Raw genomic sequence first — 20,844 nt, forward strand, 5'->3', positions numbered from 1 at the left:
CCGTCGTCCACGGGGTCCCCATGGGACGTCCACGCTTCTTTCACGGGGGCTGTCCATGAGCATGTGGCGTCGAGCATAGGGCCTGGACAACGTTGTCAGATGCAGGGGAGACTGACCTTCGCACTCTCCGGCCTGCCGATACACCAGGAGACCCGACACAGATGCACATGGACCTCGTCGCCGCACTCGACATCGGCGGCACCAAGATCGCCGGAGCCCTGGTGGACGGCCGCGGCCGGATCCTCCTGCACGCGCAGCGGCCGACTCCCGCGCGCGAGGACGGCGATACGGTGATGCGAGCGGTCGAGGCGGTCCTCGGGGAGCTGACGGCGGGCGAATCGTGGGGCCGGGTCACGGCCGTGGGCATCGGCAGCGCGGGCCCCGTCGACGCGTCGGCCGGCACGGTCAGTCCCGTCAACGTCCCCGGCTGGCGCGGCTACCCGCTCGTCGACCGGGTGCGCGCGGCCACCGGCGGCCGCCCCGTCGCCCTGGTCGGCGACGGTGTGGCGATGACCGCCGCGGAACACTGGCAGGGCGCGGCCCGCGGCCACGACAACGCCCTGTGCATGGTCGTGTCGACGGGCGTCGGCGGCGGCCTCGTCCTGGGCGGCAAGCTGCACCCGGGCCCCACGGGCAACGCGGGCCACATCGGCCACATCAGTGTGGACCTCGACGGCGACCCCTGCCCGTGCGGTGCGCGCGGGTGCGTCGAGCGGATAGCCAGCGGACCCAACATCGCACGCCGTGCCGTGGAGAACGGCTGGGTCCCGGGCCCCGACGGCGACACCTCCGCGGCAGCGGTGGCGGCCGCCGCCCGCGCCGGGAACCCGGTCGCGCTCGCCTCCTTCGAGCGGGCGGCGCAGGCGCTGGCCGCGGGCATCGCCGCCACGGCCACGCTCGTCGAGATCGACATCGCGGTGATCGGCGGGGGAGTGGCGAAGGCGGGCGACGTCCTCTTCACCCCTCTGCGCAAGGCCCTGCGGGACTACGCCACGCTCTCCTTCGTCCAACGGCTGACGGTGGCGCCCGCGCTGATGGGCACGGACGCGGGTCTGGTCGGAGCGGCGGCGGCCGCGCTCGACATCGAGCCGAGCGCGGCCGTGGGGGTGCGGTCTACGGTGGGCGGCTGACTCTCCGGGCGGAGGGCCACCATCTCTGGGAGGAGGGCCGCCGTCCGGCGCGCGGACCGGGGATCAGTGGTTTCCGCGCACCGGGCCGGCTCTCAGAGCCTGCTCTCAGCAGCTCAGCTTCGCCTCCGCCCAGTCGCCGTGATCCGAGTCGATGCCGTCGCCGCCGTCCGTGGCGACGAGGCGTACGACCCGGGCACCCGTCACGTCCGCGGTCAGCTCCCGGGCGGGCATGGCGTTGGTGAGCGTGCCGGTCGAGGCGGCCTTGTGGCCGTCCGCCCAGATCTCGAAGGCGACCGTGCCCTTCGTGCCCTTCTCGTCGTCGACGCCGACCAGCGCGGTGACCTTCTCGCAGGCCGCTCCGGTGTAGTACTCGACGGCGCTCTCCGCGTGCACTCCGAGGCCCTTCGCGTACACCTTCCCGCCGACGGTGATCGGCTTTCCGTCGCCCGGCTGCTCCTCACCGTTGCTGGTGTCGCGCTCCACGGGCCCCCAGCCGTTTGTCGTCGAGAGCCAGGGCAGGCCGCTCAGCGACGAACTGCCCGCGGGCGGCGCGACGACCACCTGCGAGGTGAGCGGCAGCACCTGCTCGACGCGCGTGCCTCGCGGCGAGCGATAGGTGGCCTTGAGGGTCATCTCGTACGGCCTCGCCTTCGTGCCCGCGGGCGCGGTGACCGACCAGGACGTGGCGAGCGTCCGGCCGGTCCGCAGTGAACTCGCCGTGCTCGGCGTGGTGGCCCGCACGGCCCACCCCGCGGGGGCGCCGAGCGAGACGGACACCTGGTGGGCCGTGGACCGGCCCAGGTCGGTGACCTCGGAGGTGACCTTCGCGGTCTTGCCCGCCTCGACCAACAGGCCGCCCTTCAGGCCCAGTTCCACGGCCGGCGGGTGATGTGACCCCTGTCCGTCGGCGGCCACGCGCAGCAGCACCGTGCCGTGGGCCGGGACGGTCGCCACGATCCGGCCCGCCGTGTCGTAGCTCTCGTGCTGCCACAGGTCGCGCAGCGTGTACGCGTCGGCCTCCGGCAGCCCGACCGCCTTCGCCGTCGTCGCGACGGACTGCGGGCTGCCGGTCTCGTTGAACAGGGCGACGGCGCGGCTGCCGTCCTTCATCTCCTTGGCGACGACCCAGCGCCCGCCCTGTGACGAGACGACCTCGCCCTGCTTGCCGAGCGGGTCCTGGTCGACGGCGATGACTTCTTCGTTGCCGAGGATCTCGAAGGTCTCGGGGGTGGCCTTGCGCAGGTCGGACCCGATGAGCAGCGGCGCGGCCATGATCGACCACATCGAGAAGTGCGTACGGTACTCGGTGTCCGTCATGCCGCCGTTGCCGACCTCGAGCATGTCCGGGTCGTTCCACCGGCCGGGCCCCGCGTGCGGCGCGAGCGGCAGATTCTGCTTCATGATCGACAACATGGAACCCCAGTTGTCGCTGATGTCACCGGTGGTGCGCCACAGGTGGCCGACGTCCGCGGCCCACTCCCAGGGCTTGTTCTCGCCCCATTCGCAGATGCTGTAGACGATGGGCCTGCCGGTGGATTCCGCGGCCTCCTTGAGTGCGTCGCGCATCGCGATGTACCGCTGCTTCGCGTCGACACCCTGGTTGTTGCAGTTGTCGTACTTGAGGTAGTCGACACCCCAGTCGGCGAACTGCCGCGCGTCGCTGCGTTCATGGCCGAGCGCGCCGGGGAATCCGGCGGAGTTGCAGGTCTTGGTGCCCGCGCTGGTGTAGATGCCGAGCTTGAGTCCCTTGGAGTGCACATAGTCGGCAACGGCCTTGATGCCGTTGGGGAATCGCGCGGGGTCGGGCACCAACTTGCCGCTCGTGTCACGCTGCGGAAGTGCCCAGCAGTCGTCGAGATTGACGTACTGGTACCCGGCGTCCTTGAGACCCTTCTCGACGAAGAGGTCGGCGATCCCCTTGACCATCGCTTCGTCGAATTCGGCTCTGCAATGGGTGGAGTTCCAGTTGTTGAATCCCATGGGCGGGGTGAGGGCGAGTCCGTCGGGCAGCCGCACACCGGGATCGCTGGCGGTGCGCCCGGCGGTGCTCCGGGCCATGGCGGCCCGGTCGGTCGTGGTCCGGCCCGTCGTGGTCGGGGCGGTAACGATCGGGCCGGTGGTGTCACGTGCCGCGGCGGGCGTGGCCAGCCCGGCGGCGCACAGCAAGGCGGCGGTCAGTGATCCGACCACTCTTCGGCGGGTGGTGCGGGCGGGGAGTTGACGCATCGTTACGTTCCTCCGTACTCGCGGAAGATGGGGGGGCTGCATGTACGTGTCACACGCGCGCTTACGGTAGGGCTTGTTGGACTCTGTTGGAAGAGGATCGGTACTGGTTCGGCCGCCGGTGCCGAACCCTGACGGCGGTGCCCCTGGGGAGTGAGATCCAACCCTCGCGTTCGGTTGTGTTTGGTTGAACCCCGAGGAGGGGGACACGGCACAGTCATCGTTCAGCGGATCCGTCACGCCGGAAGGCGGGGGCGAACATCGGATGTCCTGCCGCCATGGGCTCCAACTCCTGGGACGAGGTACCGAAGAAGGCGTTCCAGGACGCCTTCGACGCGTACAAGAAGAAGACCGGGAAGAGGGCCGAGGTCCACACCACAGAGCACAACGAATTCCAGCAGAACATCACGCGCTAACTGCACGCCACGCCCGACGACGTCTTCATGGGGGTTCGCCGGATACCGCATGCAGTACTTACCTGATGGCGGGCGAGGAAGCCTGGACCGGCGCCAAGGCCAAGAAGGTCTTCGACCTGTGGCGCGAGCCCATGCCTTACTACCAGAAAGGCGCCCCCGGCCGTACCTGGGAGGAGGCCGGGCAGGGCCTGAAGCGGCGCCGGACCGGCATGGCCGTCTTCGGAATGCCGCACCCGGGCCAGCAGTTTCCCGAGAACGAGCGCGACGACATCGACTTCTTCGCATTCCCGGAGATCGACCCCGAGCACGGCCAGGACGCGGTGGAGGAGCCGATCGACGGATTCCTGAATAGCCGAGAAAGCCAGGAACAAGGACGCGGAAAAGGTTCTCCTGACGTGGCGCAGTGATCTTCCACAACGCCCTGGACATCGCGGAGGTCGTCCGGCAGCTGCTGGAAGAGGGCCGGACGATCGAACCGGAGGACCCGGCCCACATCTCGCCGTACCTGACCGAGCACATCAACCGGTTCGGCGAGCACTCCACCCACGAGCTCGGCATCCAGCCCGACGCGTACGACCCGAAGCTGGACGTCGACTTCACCCCTCTGCGCGGCGGCGAGCCGGCGACCGAGGGGTTTTCGCAGGCCGCGTGAGCCCGTGTCCCGAGTCGGCGGCCGTCAGATCACCGCTCCACCTGGTCGGGCGTGACCTTCACGTCTCCGTGGGCTCCTGATCGTTGTGTTCTTGCTCCTGCGCCCAGGTGATCGCCCATTCGTCGAGCGGATGGAGGGCGTGCCCGAGTGCTGTCCCCAGCCGAGTGAGCTCGTAGCCATCGGCCGAGGGGGAGATGATCCCGCTCGATGTGAGTTCACGGAGCCGCTGGTAGAGGACGCTGGACGACAGCCCTTCGCACCGTGCCAGCAGCGCGCGGGCGCCGAGCGGGCCCTCACGCAGTTCCCAGAGAATTCGCAGCGCCCACCGACGGCCGAACAGGTCCATCGCGGCCATGAGGGGACGGCCGGTCGTCGATCCACGAACCGGTGTTCCTGGGTGCGGTGTCGGCATACCCCTCCTAGTCCTTGCGTTTCGTTATTCGAAACACTAGCATCCACTCGGTGTTTCTGATTTAGAAACGAACTCGACGGGAGAAGCCGATGCCGCGGATAGCCCTGCTGGACCCGCCGTACACCGACCAGGCCGGCGCACTGCTCGCGCGCATGATGCCCGGGGAGGCCCCGCCGATCGGGCTGTTCCGGATGTTCGCCAGAAACATCCCCATGGCCGACGCCATGCACGGGTGGGGCCGCTACGAGTTGGGCAGACAGCTGACCCTGACCATGCGGGAACGCGAGATCGTCATCGACCGGACGTGCGCGCTGTGCGGCTGCGAGTACGAGTGGGGCGTGCACATGATGACGTTCGCCGAGCGGGTCGGACTCACCCGCGAGCAGGCGGCATCCCTGGTGCACGGCGGCCCCGCTGACGCGTGCTGGACGTCCGAGAGGGAACGGCTGCTCATCCTCGCTGTCGATGCGCTGCACGAGCGTTCCGACATCGATGACGCGCTGTGGACACGGCTCGTGTCGGTCTTCGATGAGCTCCAGCTGCTCGATCTGCTTCTGCTGTGCGGGTGGTACCACGCCGTCAGCTTCGCCGCGCGCGGCGCGCGCGTGCCGCACGAGCCCGGCGCGCCTCGCTTCGCCGACTTCCTCCCCCATCACGACCGGGACCAACCGATGAGGCCGCTGAAGCGCGGCCTGGACCCTGAGCTGGCCGAGCTGCTGGCCGCTGCCGGGCTGGATCCCGTGGTGGTCCAGGACGTCGCGCACCTGGCCATCGAGGAGGACCTCGACCAGGGCGCCGACGTGACCACGGTGGCCACCGTGCCCGAGGACGCCCGCGCGACGGGCGACTTCACCGCCCGCGAGGCCGGTGTGGTGGCCGGGCTACCGGTGGCCGAGGCGGTCCTGTCGGTGGTGTGCGGCGACGACTTCGCGGTCGAGCGGCACGTGGCCGATGGCGAGTCGGTGGCCGCCGGCCAGCGGCTGCTCACGGTCACCGCCCGCACCCGGGACCTGCTGACCGCCGAGCGCAGCGCGTTGAACCTGCTGTGCCGGCTGTCCGGCATCGCTACCGCGACCAACAGGTGGGTGCTGGCGATCGAGGGCACCAGGGCGCAGGTGCGCGACACCCGCAAGACCACGCCGGGGCTGCGGTCGCTGGAGAAGTACGCGGTGCGCTGCGGCGGCGGCGTCAACTACCGGATGTCGCTCTCGGACGCCGCCCTGGTCAAGGACAACCACGTGATCGCGGCCGGTGGCGTCGCCCGGGCGTTCGCGCTGGTCCGCGCGGAGTTCCCGGACGTGCCGGTCGAGGTCGAGGTCGACACCCTGCCCCAGGTGCGGGAGGCGCTGGCCGCGGGTGCGGAGCTGATCCTGCTGGACAACTTCACGCCCGACGAGACCGCCGAGGCGGTCGCCGTCGTCGCCGGCCAGGCCCTCCTGGAGTCCTCCGGGCGGCTCACCCTGGCCACCGCCCGCGCGTACGCCGAAACGGGCGTGAACTTCCTGTCCGTCGGGGCCCTCACGCACTCCGCCCCGATCCTGGACATCGGCCTCGACCTGCGCGCGGAAGCGCCGACAGCGCAGAGGGAAGCGTAGAGGCGGAGGCTGCTCACCATCGACCTCCTGGTCCTCCTCCAGTAGCGCCTCCCGTTGAACAGGCCGTCTTCCTTGGGAGTGTTCAGGAGCGTGTCCTGGTTTGTGCCTGGCACCGGACCCCGGTCTCGGAGCGGCAGGCCACGGAGCAGCGTGTCCTTGCGGCGCTGGATGCGCTGCATGCCGCAGTGCGCCCCGTACTCGAAGAAGAGATTCGCCAGCTCCAGACCGGCTGCACCGCGCCCGTGCCGGAGTCCTTCCGGGAGGCCCCCGAACCGCACGGCCCGGGTACGCCGGTCTTCGGACCACGATGGCTCGGCATCTGGACCAAGCCAGACACCGAGATCGGGTCATGGTGTGCCGAGGGCGAAGCAGGAGCCGGCCCCCGAGGGCGAAGCAGGAGCCGGCCCCGAACCGCGCCTCGGATACCTCACCGACGACGACTTCGGCACCCCGCACGGTCCCGCCGGTGAGCTCCCCGTCCGGGCAGGGCAGTAGCACGCGGCGGAGCCAGTCAGTTCTGCCGATCAGCGGGAACGGCCGGAGGGTGCGGTCGTCATCGACGCCCCGGAGCTCGTCCTCGAGGAGCCCACCCGTGAGCAGGTGACTGGCCCCCGCAGGCCGAGCACGGCATGGAGCGGATCGCTCCGGCGGTGTCCGGGGGCCGGCTCGGCTCGTGGGACGCGGCGGGATCCATCCGCAGCTCGAAGACGCGCGAGCACATCGAACTCGGGCACCTGTGGTTCTTCCCCGAAGGACGGCCCTGCCTGCCGCACATCGTGGAGCACGAGCTCGCGCACATCGAACGGGGCGATTCCCGCGCCTTCGTCATCATGGCCTCGCTCCAGGCCGGGTTCGTCGTGGCGAGTGCGGGACTGCTCTCCCTCTCGTACACCGCGGCCGCGGTCCTCGTGGTGCACGCACCCGCCGCTGCGGCTGCGCCGCTGGTGGATCCGGCCCGTCCCGTGGGCCGGAGCGCGCTGAGCCGTGCCGCCGTGGACGCGGCGGATCAGAGGTCGAGGACGGCGCGGAGTGCCTGGTCGACGCGGGGCATCACGGACGGGTCGACGTCGCCGCGTCGGGTGGCGTCGGTGAAGCGCGTGGTGCGCAGCAGCTGCAGGTTGACCGCGACGGCCGTGCAGGCGAGCGGGGTGTCCATGACGACGGACATCGCGGTGTCGGGGTAGCGGCCGGGCGGGTGCAGCACGATGGCGAGGACGGCGCCGTACGCCTCGTCGAGGCCGGTGAGGGAGACGACCAGGACGTCGCGCCCGTCGGGCAGGGACCAGATCTCCCCGCGCTTGATATCCGAAGTCACAGAGCGTCGCCCTCGCCCGCGAGGTCCTGGCCCAGGCCGAGCGCGGCGAGCTGCTGCGCGGCGTCCAGGGTCGCGGCGCGGCGGGCGGCACGGACGACGTACGCGTTCACGCTCAGCCCGGCGGCCTTCGCGGCCTGCTTGATCGAGGGGGCCAGTTCTTCGGGGACACGGAGCGTCATCGTGGTAATCGACATGACACCAGAATAGACACCGAAATGTGGTGGCGTCAGGTGGTGGCGGAATGGCCGCCGGGCATCAGGCATCGCCGCACCTCCGCCCCGGCTGCGGTCCTCCAGATCCAGGTTCGGCTGGTTCCTCGTCGTCGTGGCACAGGAATCGCCTGGTCGCTGCCCCGCGTCGTCGGCGCGGGGCTGCCGTCGGTGTCTGGAATTGCGCTGCTGTCGGCCGTCTGATCGTGACGGCTTGTCAGTGGCGGGTGGTGTTCTCATCTCAACGCGCCGTCGGTGCGCTTGAGTTGAGACAAAGGAGCAGGCCAATGCCCTGGGTGGAAGAGCACGAGCGCGGCGGCACGAAGGTGCGCCGGTACTTCCGGTGGGCGCCCGGAGCGAAGAGGGATCTGTCGATTCTGGTCGTGCTGGGGCTCGCGGCCGTGGGTTACGGCGGGACGGCCGGATCGGCCGGCGGTGACGGTTCGGGCTCTGCGCCCCGCCCGACGTCGACGGCCACGTACCCGGTGCACTTCGAGGGGTGGGACGACCCGGCGCCGGCGCCGCGGCCGACGGTCTCCTACCCGATCCGGTTCGATCACCGATGAGTGTGGCAGCGTCCCGGGGACGGGCGGCGAGGCCCTCTTGCCGGGGCCGGTCAGGGCTCTCACACTGCGGATCACGGGAGCGGGGAGTGGGGGAGTGATGGCTGCACGACGACGGCGCCGGCGGATGAGAAAGCGCACGCGCAGGCAGTTACGGGGCTGGGGCGCTGTGGCGGCGATGGCCGCCGCGGTGTGGGTGGCGGGCAACTGGGCGATCGTGTGGCCCGTCCTGGTGACCGTGCTCGCCGCCGCCGTGCTGGGCACTGCCGCATGGGGCCTGGTGCGCGCGCACCGCCACGCGGTCGACGGCGAACGTACCTGGCGGGCGCAGGAGGAGGCGAAGGCGCGGGAGCTGTCGATGGCCGAGGTCGACGCGCTCTCGTGGCAGGACTTCGAGAAGTACGTCGCCGACCTGTGCCGACGCGACGGCTGCACCAGGGTCGTCGTCAGCGGCAAGAGCGGAGATCTGGGCGCCGACGTCGTCGGCTACCTCGCCGACGGCCGCAAACTCGTGATCCAAGCAAAGAAGTACGCCCCCGAGCGCAGCGTTTCCTCCCCGGACATGCAGAAGTTCGTCGGCACCGCCCGCCCCGAACACGGCGCGGACGTCGCCCTCTACGTCACCACTTGCCGCGCCTTCACCCGGGCCGCCCTCGATCTGGCGGTCCGCCAGAACATCGTGGCCCTCCACCGCGACCTGCTGGGGTCCTGGGTCAAGGGCGCCCACCTGGAGACCCTGATCCCGCTGAACGGAAGCGGCGGCGGTGCGCGCCGCCCGCCCGCCTGACCGGCCGTTGCCCTGTGAGTCTCGCAGGGCGTTTTCGCAGGTAAAAGCGGTGCGGTGAGCGTGTGAGCTGTGAGGTTCTGGCGGGGTGAGCGCGGCGGGTGACCTCTGGCAGGTGATCTTGACCGTTTGCCAGATGAGTTTGACCAGGCAGGCAGCCCCGCCCTTCCTCGCTAGTGCTCTGACCGCATAGGTTCACCGGTTTGGGTATCTCCGGCCCTGCACCCGCTCAGGAGGCGGTTGTTGTTGCCCAGGTTCGGAACAGGATGAGGGCCTCGGTGACGTTTCCGGGACCGCACGCGGCGTGGAAGGTCTTCTCAGCTATCCAGGTGCGGACCCAGCCCTGCGCGCCGCGGTTGACCTCCTGGAGGTTGTAGTCGCGTCCTTCCAGGTCCGTCTCCTCCAAATCGATCTCGATGGTCCAGCCGGGATTGTCGAGCGTGGCAATCTTCACGCCCCACTCGTGCTCCCAGTCGCCGTCGCACTGCTGCGTGTACCAGTTCTGCAGCCAGTCGAGAAGGGGCTCCGAATCGCTCATGGCAGGAGAAGCCAGGCGAGTCGCGCGCCGGGTTCGGGCGTGACTGGTCCGTCCTGCGGGGGAGAAGCGATGGCGGAACCGGTGCGAGTACGTCGATCCGCGCTGCCCGGCCCGATGGCGCCCCCATCTACGTGATCATGGACAACCTGTCCGCCCACAAAGGCGCCAAGATCCGGGCCTGGGCGAAGAAAAACCGTGTTGAGCTGAGTTTCACCCCGACCAACGCCTCCTGGGCGAACCCGATCGAGGCCCACTTCGGGCCCCTACGACAGTTCACCTTGGCCAACTCCCACCACCCGAACCACACGGTTCTACGCGCGCACTGCAGGCATATCTACGCTGGCGCAACACCAACACCCGCCACCCCGACGCCCTCACAGCCCAACGACGAGAACGCGCCCGAATACGCAGCGAGGAGGGCATGCGCTGGGGGAGGACGCCCCTCGCCGTCGCAGCATGACCTGCAAACCGGTGAACCTATGCGGTCACAGCACTAGCTACCGAGGCCCGGGCCGGAGAGGTTTAGGAACAGGCACGAGCTCGGGGCGGAGCGCGTTCTCGCCGGACTTCTTGTCCGCGAAGATCCGGCGGTAGCCCGCCGCGTTGAGCCCGCCGCATTGAGCCCGCCGCGTTGAGCGCGTCGAGCTGGCGGTCGAGTTCTGCCCGCCGGTGGAGACCCTGGCGTAACCGCGTTTTTAAGCCCAGTTCGGAAGATCGGTGCCCCATTGGCGCGGTGCGTGGTTCCAGTTGACGGGTGCGCCGTTGTAGTGGACCGGGGGCAGGGCATGACGCAGCAGTCCGTAGGGCGATTCGGTCTCGGTGAGCCAGGCACCGGAATCGTAGGTGTCGGCTTCGCCCTGCGCGGGGGTGGGGCGGATGTCGTGCAGCAGCCAGGACGCTGTGCCTGCCAGGGAGAGGCGAAGATGACGCCCGGCGCCGGTGGCCTGGCGGTCGCTCAGTGCACGGAGGACGGCGGCGGCGAGCAGGTACCCGGTTCCGTGGTCCAGCGCCTGTGCGGGCAGTACACCGGGGCGGCCGTCGGCCGTGGCCTCGATCGCGGCGATACCGGTACCGGCTTGGACCAGGCTGTCGAAGCCGCGACGCTCGGCCCAGGGGCCGGACCAATCCCAGGCGCACAATTGGGCCACGATGAGGCCGGGGTACCGGTCCATGAGCACGTCAGGGGTCAGTCCGTGCCGGTCCAGGGCACCGGGGCGGTAGCCGGTCACCACGACGTCTGCCTGGCTGAGAAGGTCCTCGAAGACGTGCCGGTCGCCAGGGCTGCTGAGGTCCAGCAACGTGGAGCGTTTGCCCACGCCGGTGTCGGCGTGAGCATCTGCGTCCTCGGGGAGCTGGGGGGCGTCCACGCGCAGCACGTCGGCGCCCAGCAGCGCCAGTGTGCGTGTGGCGACGGGGCCGGCGATGACGCGGGTCAGGTCCAGGACCCGCACGTCCTGGACCGGCATGGATGCGGGCGCCAGCGGCCGACGGCTGCTCTGACCCACGTGCCGCGTCTCGACCAGGGCGGGCCCGGCCGCAGCGGGTGCGGAAGCCACGGCCACGGCCAGGCCGCCCGCCGCGTAGACGGTCTCCTGGACCTCCCCGGCCGGACGCGATGCCAACTCCTTCGAGAGCACACCCACCAGCGCCTGGTCCCCTCCTGTGTCCGCGATACCCAGGGAGCTGAGCAGCCGGGCTCGGTGGTGCGGGTAGTTGGCGTGGGTGCGAACCCAGCCGTCGGCGGCCTGCCAGAACCCGGACAGCGGGGCGAAAGACGTCGGGGCCCGGCCGTCGATTCGCAGGTGGCGTTCACTGACGAACGCGGTGGCCACCGCCGCCTCGTTCACCCGCACTGCGGGCACCGGCACGCGGTTGCGCAGCGCCAGCAGTTCCGCCGCCGCCAGCGAGGAAACTCCGACGCTGGCCCGCGCCAGTTCCCGCACCGGCAGACGCGACGGCAGGACGGCACCCGCCCCCTCGAAGGACACGCTCTGAACCAGTTGGCTCCGGCCCCCCAGGGCCGCCCAGGCGTGTGCGGTGGCCGCATCCTCGGTATACGTCATCCGCTCATTGTGCGACACCAGGATGACGCCTCGCTCGGCTCTGACCCGCGCAGTCATTTCTTCGCTGAGACCAACTGGCCGAGGGGGTACGGGTGGAGAACAGCGGGTTGGACAGCATGCGGGTGGCCGCATCGATGAACAGGTCCTCGTTGTCCGGGTAGTCGGTATTCGCCGCCGCGGGTAGCCGGTATCCGCCGCTGCGGCCGCAGTGAGCTTGTCCTGCAACTGAGCTCTGAAGGCGGCTGCGTCGAAGGGGCTGTCGTCGCCGGCTTCGCGCAGGCCGACCTCGACCAGGTAGGCGGACAGCTTGGCCTCCACTGTCGGCCGGGGCAGCGACTGCTCGCTCCAGTCGGCGTACTCCTCGGAGCCGATCACCGCGACGTCGCCCGTCCGCAGCTCCTCGGCGAGATAGCAGAACACCATCGCCTCGAAGTGCTTGCGGACGAACGATCCGGGTCGGTTCCTGTCCCGGATGCCTTCTGTCAATTCTAGGTGGCGAAGGAGACGTCGAGCCGACCGCTGCGAGGAGTACACCGGCAGCGCCCCTCCGGCAGCTCCACCCCGCGGCGCACGAAGGCCACCACCATGTCTGGGATCTCCGCCAGCTTCGGGAAACATCCCATGCGCTGGTACGACTTCAGCATCAACAACAACGCGAGCCGGTGCCCAACTGACTGCGTACGACCCGCCGCCCACTCGGCCTCCTCCCGCCTCGGCGAGAAGAACAGATGCAGCACACGCGCGGTGATCAGCCGCTTGAACCGCGGATACGCCGTCCGCTCGGTCGAGGTCACTCCCCACCCCATCCAGATGCCACAAGCCGTCGTCACACCAATGGCCTTGCGCTGAACAGGTGACGGCCTTCACGGGCTCAGGCCACTCCGAATCCGCCGTTGTGGCTTTTGGTTGGCCTCACCTTGGCTGGACCCCTGTCGGGGTCGGCAAGGGCTGCTCAACCAGAGCCGTCGGGCCTCCGGTGATCGGCGACAAGAGTGGCGCCGACTCCCAGCAGCCGTTCCACTTCCAGCCCGGACGCCATCGTGCTGATGGGTCCGAGCCGGGGGAGGGGGCCTCGGCGTGACGTGTCGATGTCACGCCTCACGTGCCCTGTCCGGGGCGATCAGCTACTGAAGGGGACCGCGTCGGCCGGGTCGGCGTGCCAGTTGGTGGAGATGGGCTTGTCGATCAGGGTGGGGCTGGGGAGGCGGAGGGTGACGGTGCTGTCCTCGTCGCCGGCGATGGCGAGGACGAGCCGCCTGAGCTCGGTGCCGTAGTCGCCGTTGGTGGTCTTGGGGTTGATCCCCGCGTAGGCGGCGGTGGATCCGGACAGCTTGATGCTGTCGGTAACGGCCTGCTCGGCGGGGGGCACCTGGGTGTCGGCGGAGGAGCCGAAGCCGGCGGAGGGGATGGTGCCCTCCAAGTAGCAAGTGATGCCGGGCTTGGCCTTGGCGGTGATGAGGAAGTAGCCACCTGCCTGGGACTCCTCCGTCAGCTCGAAGGTGAGGTCGTTGGTTCCGCAGGTCTGCCCGACGGCGCGGCTGTCGCCCTGCCCACCGCCGATGGCGAGCGCGGTGGCGGTGCCGGCGGCGGTGAGGGCGGTCGCGGCGACGGCGGTGACGAGGAGGCGGGTGGAGCGGCTGGCAAGACGCGAACGCATCGGGAACTCCAGGGGTGGGGAGAGAAATCCGGTATCGCCCGGCGGACTGCTCGGGCTGACCAGAGCGTGTGCCGCAATCCGTCCCACCCACCAGCCATGACCGGCATTACGGAACGCTGGAACGCGGGAATGGCCCCTGACCAGCGCAAACGTCGTCGTCCTGGAACATGCGGCTGGAACGCCGAACCGTCAGCCACCCACCGAACCCGGCGAACCCAGCGAACCCTACGAGCCCTGCCTGCGGAGTTGCTCCAGCATCTGCCGCTGGTGGCGGTGGCCGATCGTCTCGTATCCGATGACGGTGACGAAGGGGGCGACCATCACGATCAGCAGACACACCGCGATCGCGACTCCCGCCGCGGCCAGCAGGACGGCCGCGAGCAGCACGGCGAGCGTCAGCGAGATCAGGAGCAGGTGGAAGCGGTCCGCCGCGGACATGAGCAGGGTGTGCAGCAGATAGACCATCAGCAGGTAGAGGCCGACCGGAATGGCCAGGGACAGGACGACGGCGACGTCGCCGATTTCGGAGTGATGCTCCAGTCGCAGGCCCGCGACATGCAGTCCGGCGCCGGCACCGGCGATCCCGATGAACAGCGGGATGTGGCCGTAGCCGAAGAGGTACCCGCGGCGGCGACGGTGCACGAGGACGTCGCCGAACGGCGTGGCGAAGTACACCCACCACATGCCGAAGGTCAGCCCGACGCCGGCGATGACGACGGCGACGGCGTTCCCGCTCCAGTCCATCCCGTCCGCGCCGCCCAGCAGGCCGCCCGAGGAGGCGACGGTGCCGACGACGCCCTCACCGAGAACGATGATCGCGAACAGGCTGTAGCGCTCCGCGACGTGGTGGGGGTGCCAGGGGGTCCCGCCCGCGCTGCCCTGCGTGAGCACCGGAAGGACGAGTTCCAGCGCGCCGAGCACGACGAAGGCGACGAACACGGCGGCGAGCGGCAGCCGGGTGAAGGCGACGACGACCCAGCCGATCTGGGCGATCACGGTCCAGCGGATGTTCGCCATGCAGACCCGGCGGTACGAGGGGGACTGCCGGGCGGCGCGCCACCACTGCAGGACCATCGCGACGCGCATCACGATGTACCCGATCACCATCACGCGCAGTTCGAGGTGTCCCCCCTCCTCGACGGAGTGGAACATCGCGGGAAGGCCGAGAGAGAACACGACGACGCCGATCATCTGCACCATGGTCAGGGCCCGGTAGAGCCAGTCGTCGGTGCCGAAGGCGGAGGCGAACCAGCTGAAGCTGATCCAGGCGACGCTGATCGCGAACATCGCCAGCACGAAGGCGGTGACCGCCTGTCCCGGATGCCCCTCGGCCACCATCTCGGCGAACCGGGAGGCAGCCGTCCCGACCGCGACCACAAAGGTGAGGTCGAACAGAAGCTCCAACGGCGACGAGACCCGCCCCCGCTCATCCGGATCACGTCCCGTCATGAGCACGATGCTGTGCGCCAGCTTGCCGGTGCCACTGCCACTGCCACTGTCAATGCCAGGGCCAGTGCTGGTGCTCGTGCCGGTGTCGGCCGGGTGTGCGGAGTCGCTCATGGGCAGCATTATGTTGGCTGCCCTCCAACAATCCGGTGAGCCCTGCCGGACGGCGCGGGCGCGGGCGCCGGCGTAGGCCATGGGAGCGCGGGGTCACGACGTCACGAGGTCATGTGGTCGCGGAAAGCGCCGCGGAGTACTCCGAGTACAGCTGCCTGCGAGCCTCCGTCGCCCGGTCCTCGCGCTCTCGGCGCCACCGGACCCGATCCGCCAGCAAGGTCGCACCGACCCCGATTCCTGCGCCGAGCAGCGTACTCACAGGCGATATCCACTCCACAACGCACGGAGCCTAATACCTGACGAGCTGACTACGGGCGGCCCGGCCGACGAGCGGCGGGTCAGCTCTCCGCGCTCTCCGCCGGTATCAGCTCTCCCCGGTCTCAGGTCTCCTTGTTCTCAGGAGGCTCAGGGTTCTCAGGGGGCTCAGGCTCGTCCACCAGCGCCGCGCTCAGCGTGGGCGCTGGTTTCAGCAGCGTCGTGAGGCGGGTGACGCGCAGCATGCGCAGCATCATCGGCTGGGTGCAGACGAGGCGCAGGTGGCCGCCTCTGGCGGTTACCCGGCGGCGGATCCGCATCAGCAAGGAGAGGCCGGAGCAGTCTAGGAAGTCGACCTGGGTGAGGTCGACGATCACGAGGGCTTCGGGCCCCGCGGCCACGGCGTCCAGGAGGGGCGCCGATCCGCTGAAGGCCACGAGGTCGATGTCGCCGTGCAGTTCGACCACGACCGCGTGGCCGAACCCGTACACCCGCGGCGGCCGCTCGGAGGCCTCGCACGTGTATTCGCTCAGTGTTTCCTGCCGCATATATCCCCCAGCGCCGGGGCCGAAGCGCCCCGAAGAAGCGCGGCCCAACAGAAGTGGCCGTTGCGAGAGTCACCGGGGGCCGGGGTGGCTGCGGGAAAATGGTATCGAGGACCGGAGCGCTCCGGGGTGACGGAACGATTCATGCGAAGGCTTCGTCACGCGATGGGGTGAAGATGGGGAATCTGACTTGACTTGATGGCTCTGCGTCGGGCCGGGGAGGCGGGATGTCGGCGGGACGTTCGTTCCCGGGCTGTGCGGGACGTTCGTTCCCGGGCTGTGTGGCATCCGTACGCCGGCGGCCGTTCCGCTCCCATCGGCGGCGCCTGGTTTCCATGGCAGGGTGTTACGGGCAAGCCACAGGGGGCCAACAGAAGAGGGGGAACCGTGATCGTCTGGATCAACGGCACGTTCGGTGCGGGAAAGACCAGCGCCGCACGGGAACTGATCGAGCTGATCCCGAACAGCACACTCTTCGACCCCGAGGTCATCGGCGCCGCACTGCCGCACCTGCTGCCGCCCAAGCGCCTCGACGAGGTGAGCGACTACCAGGACCTGCCGATCTGGCGCCGCCTCGTCATCGACACCGCGGCAGCCCTGCACGCCGAGGTGGGCGGCATCCTCGTGGTGCCGATGACGCTGCTGCGCCAGGAGTACCGCGACGAGATCTTCGGCGGCCTCGCCTCGCGCAGGATTCCCGTGCGCCACGTGCTTCTCGCCCCGGACGAAACGATCCTGCGCGAGCGAATATCGGGCCGCGACGTGCCACCGGACCAGCCCGACGGAGACTTGCGCCTGCGCCAGTGGTCCTTCGACCACATCGAGCCTTACCTCGCGGCGCGCGCCGCCTGGCTGGACGCCGACGCCCACCGCATCGACACCAGCACCCTCACCCCGTACGAGACCGCCGAACGCGTCGCCGAAGCCGTCCGCACCGACTCCGCCTCCGTGTGCGACATCGTGCAGACTCCGGAGCCCACTTCGGAGACCCTCGCCGCCGGTGTGCTGCTCTTCGACGAGCACGACCGTGTCCTGCTCGTCGACCCGACGTACAAGGCGGGCTGGGAGTTCCCGGGCGGTGTCGTCGAGCCCGGCGAGGCACCCGCGCGCGCGGGCGTACGCGAGGTGGCGGAGGAGACCGGCATCCAACTGGCCCACACCCCGCGCCTGTTGGTCGCCGACTGGGAGGCACCTCAGCCACCCGGCTACGGAGGGATGCGGTTCCTCTTCGACGGTGGCCATCTCGACGGCGACGACGCCCGCCGCATGCTCCTGCCGGGCCCGGAACTGCGCGGCTGGCGTTTCGTCACCGAGCAGGAAGCCGCCGAGCTGCTCCCCGCCGTACGGTACGAACGTCTGCGCTGGGCGCTGCGCGCACGCGAACGCGGGGCCGCGCTCTACTTGGAGGCGGGCGTCCCCCTCAGTGGATAGCCCGGTGCTGCCCCACCGTGCCGCCACCCCACCGTGCCGCCACGCGTGACTTCGGGAACGGGACAGGGGCGCCCGGCCGTCGGCCGAGCGCCCGGTACCGCCCCGCGCCGGTCAGCTCGCCGCGTACTTCCGCAGGAACAGCGCCTCAGCCACCGACAGACGCTCCAGCTCCTGCGGCGACACGCTCTCGTTCACCGCGTGGATCTGCGCCTCCGGCTCGCTCAGGCCGATGAGCAGGATCTCCGCGCGCGGGTAGAGATTCGAGAGGGTGTTGCAGAGCGGGATGGAGCCACCCTGACCCGCGTACTGCATCTCCTCGCCCGGGTAGGCCTCGCCCATCGCCTCGGCCATCGCCGCGTACGCCGGGCTCGTCGTGTCCGCACGGAACGGCTGGCCCTGCCCGACCTGCTCCGTCCGCACCCGCGCACCCCACGGAGTGTGCGCCTCCAGGTGGGCCCTGAGCAGCTTCGTCGCCTCGGCGGCGTCCACGCCCGGCGGCACCCGCAGGCTGATCAGCGCCCGCGCACTCGCCTGCACCGACGGCGTCGCACCGACCACCGGCGGGCAGTCGATGCCGAGGACCGTGACGGCGGGGCGCGCCCAGATGCGGTCGGCGACCGAGCCCTCGCCGATGAGCTCGACGCCGTCGAGGACCTTGGCGTCCCGGCGGAAGTCGCCCTCCTCGTACTGCAGCCCGTCCCAGACGGTGTCGCTCGTCAGACCGTCGACCGTCGTCGACCCGTCCTCGGCGCGCAGCGAGTCCAGTGCACGGACCAGTGCGGCGAGGGCGTCCGGGGCGGCGCCGCCGAACTGTCCCGAGTGCAGGTTCCCTTCGAGGGTGTCCACGCTGACGCGGACCAGCGTCATGCCGCGCAGCGTCGAGGTGACCGTCGGCAGGCCGACCCGGAAGTTGCCCGCGTCGCCGATGACGATCGTGTCGGCCGTGAGCAGCTCGGGGTGTTCCTCCGCGTACCGCTCCAGGCCGCCCGTGCCCTGCTCCTCCGAGCCCTCCGCGATCACCTTGACGTTCACGGGGACGCCGCCGTTCGCCTTCAGGGCGCGCAGCGCGAGCAGGTGCATGATGACGCCGCCCTTGCAGTCGGCGCTGCCCCGGCCGTACCAGCGGCCGTCGCGCTCGGTCAGCTCGAAGGGCGGGGTGGCCCATGCGGCCTCGTCGAGCGGCGGCTGCACGTCGTAGTGCGCGTAGAGGAGAACCGTCGGCGCGCCCTCGGGGCCCGGCAGGAAGCCGTACACCGACTGCGTGCCGTCCGGGGTGTCGAGCAGCGCGACGTCCTGGAAGCCCTCGGCGCGCAGCGCGTCCGCGACCCAGCCGGCCGCTGCCTCGCTCTCGCTCTTCGGGAACTGCTCGAAGTCCGCCACCGACTTGAAGGCCACCAGTTCGGTGAGCTCCGCCTTCGCCCTCGGCATCAGTGAGGCGACGGTCTCGGCGATCGGATCCGGCGACATGGGCACGCTCCTCGTAGGTGCGACGTTGTACGTGTGGGTAGATGTGATCCTCCCACAGGAGGGACCCGTGGGCCTCCGCCGTAGGATGCCTGGGGACAGCGCGGCCAACAGCGGGATCAGGAGCGGTAGACCAACGTGAGCAGCGAGAACTCGTCGGACGACACCCGGCACGTGTGGGACGTCGTCGTGGTCGGAGCCGGCCCTGCGGGGGCCTCGGCGGCCTATGCGGCAGCGGTCGCCGGACGCACGGTGCTCCTCCTGGAGAAGGCCGACATCCCCCGCTACAAAACGTGCGGCGGCGGCATCATCGGCCCCTCGCGCGACTCCCTGCCGCCCGGCTTCGAGCTTCCGCTGCGGGACCGGGTGTACGCGGTGACGTTCGCCCTCGACGGCAAGTTCACGCGCACCCGCCGCTCCCGGCAGATGCTCTTCGGGCTCATCAACCGCCCCGAGTTCGACCAGCAGCTCGTCGAGCACGCGCAGAAGGCGGGCGCCGAGCTGCGCACCGGAGTCACGGTCGCGCGCGTGGAGCAGCACGGCCCCGACGTGCCCGACCGCCGTACGGTGGCCGTCGTGCTGCAGGGCGGCGAGACCGTCCTCGCCCGCGCCGTCGTCGGCGCCGACGGCAGCGCCAGCCGCATAGGGGCACATGTCGGCGTGAAGCTCGACCAGGTCGACCTCGGGCTCGAGGCCGAGATCCCGGTGCCGGAGACCGTCGCCGAGGACTGGGCGGGGCGGGCGCTCATCGACTGGGGCCCGATGCCGGGCAGTTACGGCTGGGTCTTCCCCAAGGGCGACACCCTCACCGTCGGTGTGATCTCCGCGCGCGGCGAAGGCGCGGCCACCAAGAGGTACCTGGAGGACTTCATCGCCCGGCTCGGCCTCGCCGGTTTCGAGCCCAGCGTTTCATCGGGGCACCTGACGCGCTGCCGCAGCGACGACTCGCCGCTCTCGCGCGGCCGGGTACTGGTCTGCGGCGACGCCGCGGGGCTCCTGGAGCCGTGGACCCGCGAGGGCATCTCCTTCGCGCTGCGCTCCGGCCGGCTCGCGGGGGAGTGGGCGGTGCGGATCGCCGAGGCGCACGACGCGGTGGACGCCCGCCGCCAGGCCCTGAACTACGCCTTCGCGATCAAGGCCGGGCTCGGCGTGGAGATGAGCGTCGGCCGGCGCCTGCTCAAGGCCTTCGAGCGCCGCCCCGGCGTGCTGCACACGGCGATCACGGGCTTCCGCCCCGCGTGGAACGCCTTCGCGAAGATCACGCGCGGTTCGACGACGCTGGGCGAACTGGTCCGCACCCACCCGATGGTGGGCCGCGCCCTGCAGGGGCGGGACGGGCGGGACCGCTAGGACCCTAGGGGCGGCAGTCCGATCGCCCGCGTCCATGTACGTGTCGGGAGAAGTGAGTAACTCATGGCCATGATCGGCCTGTTCTGGATCGCCGAGGGCGACGTGTACGTGGGCGCGAAGCCGTCAGGTCTGGCTCCCGGGGTGCGTCTGACCCCCGAGGGCGTGGTCGGCCTCGGCGACGGGCAGTCCGCGCTCTGGCTGTGGGAGGACGTGAACGCCTTGAGCGTCACGGACGTCCCCGTGAAGTCCTTGATGCGGACGGTCGGCGTGGTCAAGGACCTGGCTCTGGGAACGGTCAAGGAAATGGTCCTGCCCGTGAGTCACGGCCGGGTGGACGAGGCTGCCGGGATGATGACGGTAGGCGTGGCATCGAGGGACGGTGACCACGAGTTGGCGGCCTACGTCGCCGCGGCCGTCGGCTACCCCCAGGCAGAGGTCGACCTCTCCCGCGTACTCCTGTCCCGCCTCACGGAGGGCGCCGCCACGATGGCGACGACGCTCGCGGCGATGTCGGAGTGGGGCCGTTCACGGGAGGGCGGGACGCCTCGGGCCGGGGAGCGTGAGGCGCTGTTGCGGAGCTGGGTGGGCTAGATGAGTAGTTCCGATGTGGCTCAGTGGTCGTAGGCGATCAGTGAGCGGGTGATGGGTGCGCCGATGGTGCGGTTGTGCCAGATCGCGCAGG

At 70.2% G+C, this 20,844-nt stretch carries 22 protein-coding genes and 3 pseudogenes; 13 read left to right on the forward strand and 12 right to left on the reverse strand.

The genetic code is table 11. The features are described 5' to 3' along the window. Nucleotides 1–161: 161 nt before the first annotated feature. Entirely contained in the window at nt 162–1,130 is a 969-nt protein-coding gene (locus ACFVYL_RS22780; protein ID WP_389718976.1) for an ROK family protein, read from the forward strand. A 105-nt stretch (nt 1,131–1,235) separates the two neighbouring features. Here ACFVYL_RS22780 and ACFVYL_RS22785 read toward each other — a convergent pair whose 3' ends face one another. Continuing rightward, on the reverse strand, nt 1,236–3,188 hold the full coding sequence (locus ACFVYL_RS22785) for an NPCBM/NEW2 domain-containing protein (RefSeq protein ID WP_389719018.1): 1,953 nt from the start codon (nt 3,186–3,188) through the stop codon (nt 1,236–1,238). 443 nt (nt 3,189–3,631) lie between these two features. On the opposite strand from ACFVYL_RS22785, the gene ACFVYL_RS22790 reads away from it, so the two are divergent. From ACFVYL_RS22790 to ACFVYL_RS22800, 3 genes are all read left to right on the forward strand, one after another. After that, nucleotides 3,632–3,769 carry a hypothetical protein gene (locus ACFVYL_RS22790; RefSeq protein WP_389718978.1) on the forward strand — a complete coding sequence of 46 codons (138 nt, stop codon included), beginning with the start codon at nt 3,632–3,634 and terminating at the stop codon, nt 3,767–3,769. A gap of 65 nt (nt 3,770–3,834) precedes the next feature. Then, nucleotides 3,835–4,176 (forward strand): hypothetical protein, encoded by a 342-nt coding sequence (locus ACFVYL_RS22795; RefSeq protein ID WP_389718980.1) that lies wholly within the window; start codon nt 3,835–3,837, stop codon nt 4,174–4,176. Then, nucleotides 4,173–4,421 (forward strand): Tn3 family transposase, encoded by a 249-nt coding sequence (locus ACFVYL_RS22800; RefSeq protein ID WP_389718982.1) that lies wholly within the window; start codon nt 4,173–4,175, stop codon nt 4,419–4,421. Before ACFVYL_RS22795 ends, ACFVYL_RS22800 begins: the two co-directional genes overlap by 4 nt. 58 nt (nt 4,422–4,479) lie before the next feature. On the opposite strand, the gene ACFVYL_RS22805 is transcribed toward ACFVYL_RS22800, so the two are convergent. After that, entirely contained in the window at nt 4,480–4,776 is a 297-nt protein-coding gene (locus tag ACFVYL_RS22805; RefSeq protein ID WP_389718984.1) for a winged helix-turn-helix transcriptional regulator, read from the reverse strand. 329 nt (nt 4,777–5,105) lie between these two features. Here ACFVYL_RS22805 and ACFVYL_RS22810 point away from each other — a divergent pair. From ACFVYL_RS22810 to ACFVYL_RS22820, 3 genes and pseudogenes are all read left to right on the forward strand, one after another. Next, nucleotides 5,106–5,267: pseudogene (locus tag ACFVYL_RS22810) on the forward strand (carboxymuconolactone decarboxylase family protein); the annotation flags it as partial. Nucleotides 5,268–5,510: 243 nt separating this feature from the next. Then, nucleotides 5,511–6,428: pseudogene (gene nadC, locus ACFVYL_RS22815) on the forward strand (carboxylating nicotinate-nucleotide diphosphorylase); the annotation flags it as partial. Nucleotides 6,429–6,782: 354 nt separating this feature from the next. Then, a complete protein-coding gene (locus tag ACFVYL_RS22820) occupies nt 6,783–6,923 on the forward strand; it encodes a hypothetical protein (RefSeq protein WP_389718986.1) in 141 nt (46 codons plus the stop codon). A gap of 511 nt (nt 6,924–7,434) precedes the next feature. On the opposite strand, the gene ACFVYL_RS22825 is transcribed toward ACFVYL_RS22820, so the two are convergent. Next, a complete protein-coding gene (locus ACFVYL_RS22825; protein WP_389718988.1) occupies nt 7,435–7,743 on the reverse strand; it encodes a hypothetical protein in 309 nt (102 codons plus the stop codon). Continuing rightward, complete coding sequence (locus ACFVYL_RS22830) at nt 7,740–7,937, reverse strand: toxin-antitoxin system HicB family antitoxin (protein WP_389718990.1); 198 nt, start codon at nt 7,935–7,937, stop codon at nt 7,740–7,742. Before ACFVYL_RS22830 ends, ACFVYL_RS22825 begins: the two co-directional genes overlap by 4 nt. A 302-nt stretch (nt 7,938–8,239) precedes the next feature. On the opposite strand from ACFVYL_RS22830, the gene ACFVYL_RS22835 reads away from it, so the two are divergent. Both ACFVYL_RS22835 and ACFVYL_RS22840 read left to right on the forward strand, forming a co-directional pair. After that, nucleotides 8,240–8,518: a hypothetical protein gene (locus tag ACFVYL_RS22835; protein WP_389718992.1), complete on the forward strand. Its 279-nt coding sequence runs from the start codon at nt 8,240–8,242 to the stop codon at nt 8,516–8,518. 124 nt (nt 8,519–8,642) lie between these two features. Next, the gene (locus tag ACFVYL_RS22840) at nt 8,643–9,302 is read left to right on the forward strand and encodes a restriction endonuclease (protein WP_389718993.1); all 660 of its coding nucleotides are present in this window, start codon (nt 8,643–8,645) and stop codon (nt 9,300–9,302) included. Nucleotides 9,303–9,528: 226 nt separating this feature from the next. On the opposite strand, the gene ACFVYL_RS22845 is transcribed toward ACFVYL_RS22840, so the two are convergent. Then, the gene (locus ACFVYL_RS22845; protein WP_389718995.1) at nt 9,529–9,837 is read right to left on the reverse strand and encodes an immunity 53 family protein; all 309 of its coding nucleotides are present in this window, start codon (nt 9,835–9,837) and stop codon (nt 9,529–9,531) included. 137 nt (nt 9,838–9,974) lie between these two features. Here ACFVYL_RS22845 and ACFVYL_RS22850 point away from each other — a divergent pair, with 137 nt between their 5' ends. Next, complete coding sequence (locus ACFVYL_RS22850) at nt 9,975–10,334, forward strand: transposase (RefSeq protein WP_389718996.1); 360 nt, start codon at nt 9,975–9,977, stop codon at nt 10,332–10,334. Here ACFVYL_RS22850 and ACFVYL_RS22855 read toward each other — a convergent pair. The 6 genes and pseudogenes from ACFVYL_RS22855 to ACFVYL_RS22880 form a co-directional block, all read right to left on the reverse strand. Beyond that, a pseudogene (locus tag ACFVYL_RS22855) lies at nt 10,335–10,514 on the reverse strand (hypothetical protein); the annotation flags it as partial. Between the two features lie 18 nt (nt 10,515–10,532). After that, nucleotides 10,533–11,900 (reverse strand): CoA transferase, encoded by a 1,368-nt coding sequence (locus tag ACFVYL_RS22860; protein WP_389718997.1) that lies wholly within the window; start codon nt 11,898–11,900, stop codon nt 10,533–10,535. 488 nt (nt 11,901–12,388) lie between these two features. Then, nucleotides 12,389–12,694, reverse strand: a complete 306-nt coding sequence (locus ACFVYL_RS22865) for a DUF4158 domain-containing protein (protein WP_389718999.1) — start codon at nt 12,692–12,694, stop codon at nt 12,389–12,391. A gap of 326 nt (nt 12,695–13,020) precedes the next feature. Next, the gene (locus tag ACFVYL_RS22870; protein WP_389719001.1) at nt 13,021–13,557 is read right to left on the reverse strand and encodes a DUF4232 domain-containing protein; all 537 of its coding nucleotides are present in this window, start codon (nt 13,555–13,557) and stop codon (nt 13,021–13,023) included. Between the two features lie 225 nt (nt 13,558–13,782). After that, nucleotides 13,783–15,117: a low temperature requirement protein A gene (locus ACFVYL_RS22875; protein ID WP_389719002.1), complete on the reverse strand. Its 1,335-nt coding sequence runs from the start codon at nt 15,115–15,117 to the stop codon at nt 13,783–13,785. Between the two features lie 380 nt (nt 15,118–15,497). After that, a complete protein-coding gene (locus tag ACFVYL_RS22880) occupies nt 15,498–15,920 on the reverse strand; it encodes an anti-sigma factor antagonist (protein ID WP_389719004.1) in 423 nt (140 codons plus the stop codon). Between the two features lie 384 nt (nt 15,921–16,304). Between ACFVYL_RS22880 and ACFVYL_RS22885 the strand changes: the two genes are divergently transcribed. Continuing rightward, nucleotides 16,305–17,348 (forward strand): NUDIX domain-containing protein, encoded by a 1,044-nt coding sequence (locus ACFVYL_RS22885; protein ID WP_389719005.1) that lies wholly within the window; start codon nt 16,305–16,307, stop codon nt 17,346–17,348. A 111-nt stretch (nt 17,349–17,459) separates the two neighbouring features. On the opposite strand, the gene ACFVYL_RS22890 is transcribed toward ACFVYL_RS22885, so the two are convergent. Then, nucleotides 17,460–18,815 carry a dipeptidase gene (locus tag ACFVYL_RS22890; RefSeq protein WP_389719007.1) on the reverse strand — a complete coding sequence of 452 codons (1,356 nt, stop codon included), beginning with the start codon at nt 18,813–18,815 and terminating at the stop codon, nt 17,460–17,462. Between the two features lie 135 nt (nt 18,816–18,950). Between ACFVYL_RS22890 and ACFVYL_RS22895 the strand changes: the two genes are divergently transcribed. Beyond that, nucleotides 18,951–20,162, forward strand: coding sequence for a geranylgeranyl reductase family protein (locus ACFVYL_RS22895; RefSeq protein WP_389719009.1), 1,212 nt, complete (start codon nt 18,951–18,953; stop codon nt 20,160–20,162). A gap of 63 nt (nt 20,163–20,225) precedes the next feature. After that, the gene (locus ACFVYL_RS22900; protein WP_389719011.1) at nt 20,226–20,753 is read left to right on the forward strand and encodes a hypothetical protein; all 528 of its coding nucleotides are present in this window, start codon (nt 20,226–20,228) and stop codon (nt 20,751–20,753) included. Nucleotides 20,754–20,844 lie beyond the last annotated feature (91 nt).

The organism is Streptomyces sp. NPDC058308, assembly GCF_042880275.1.
Classification (GTDB): Bacteria; Actinomycetota; Actinomycetes; order Streptomycetales; family Streptomycetaceae; genus Streptomyces.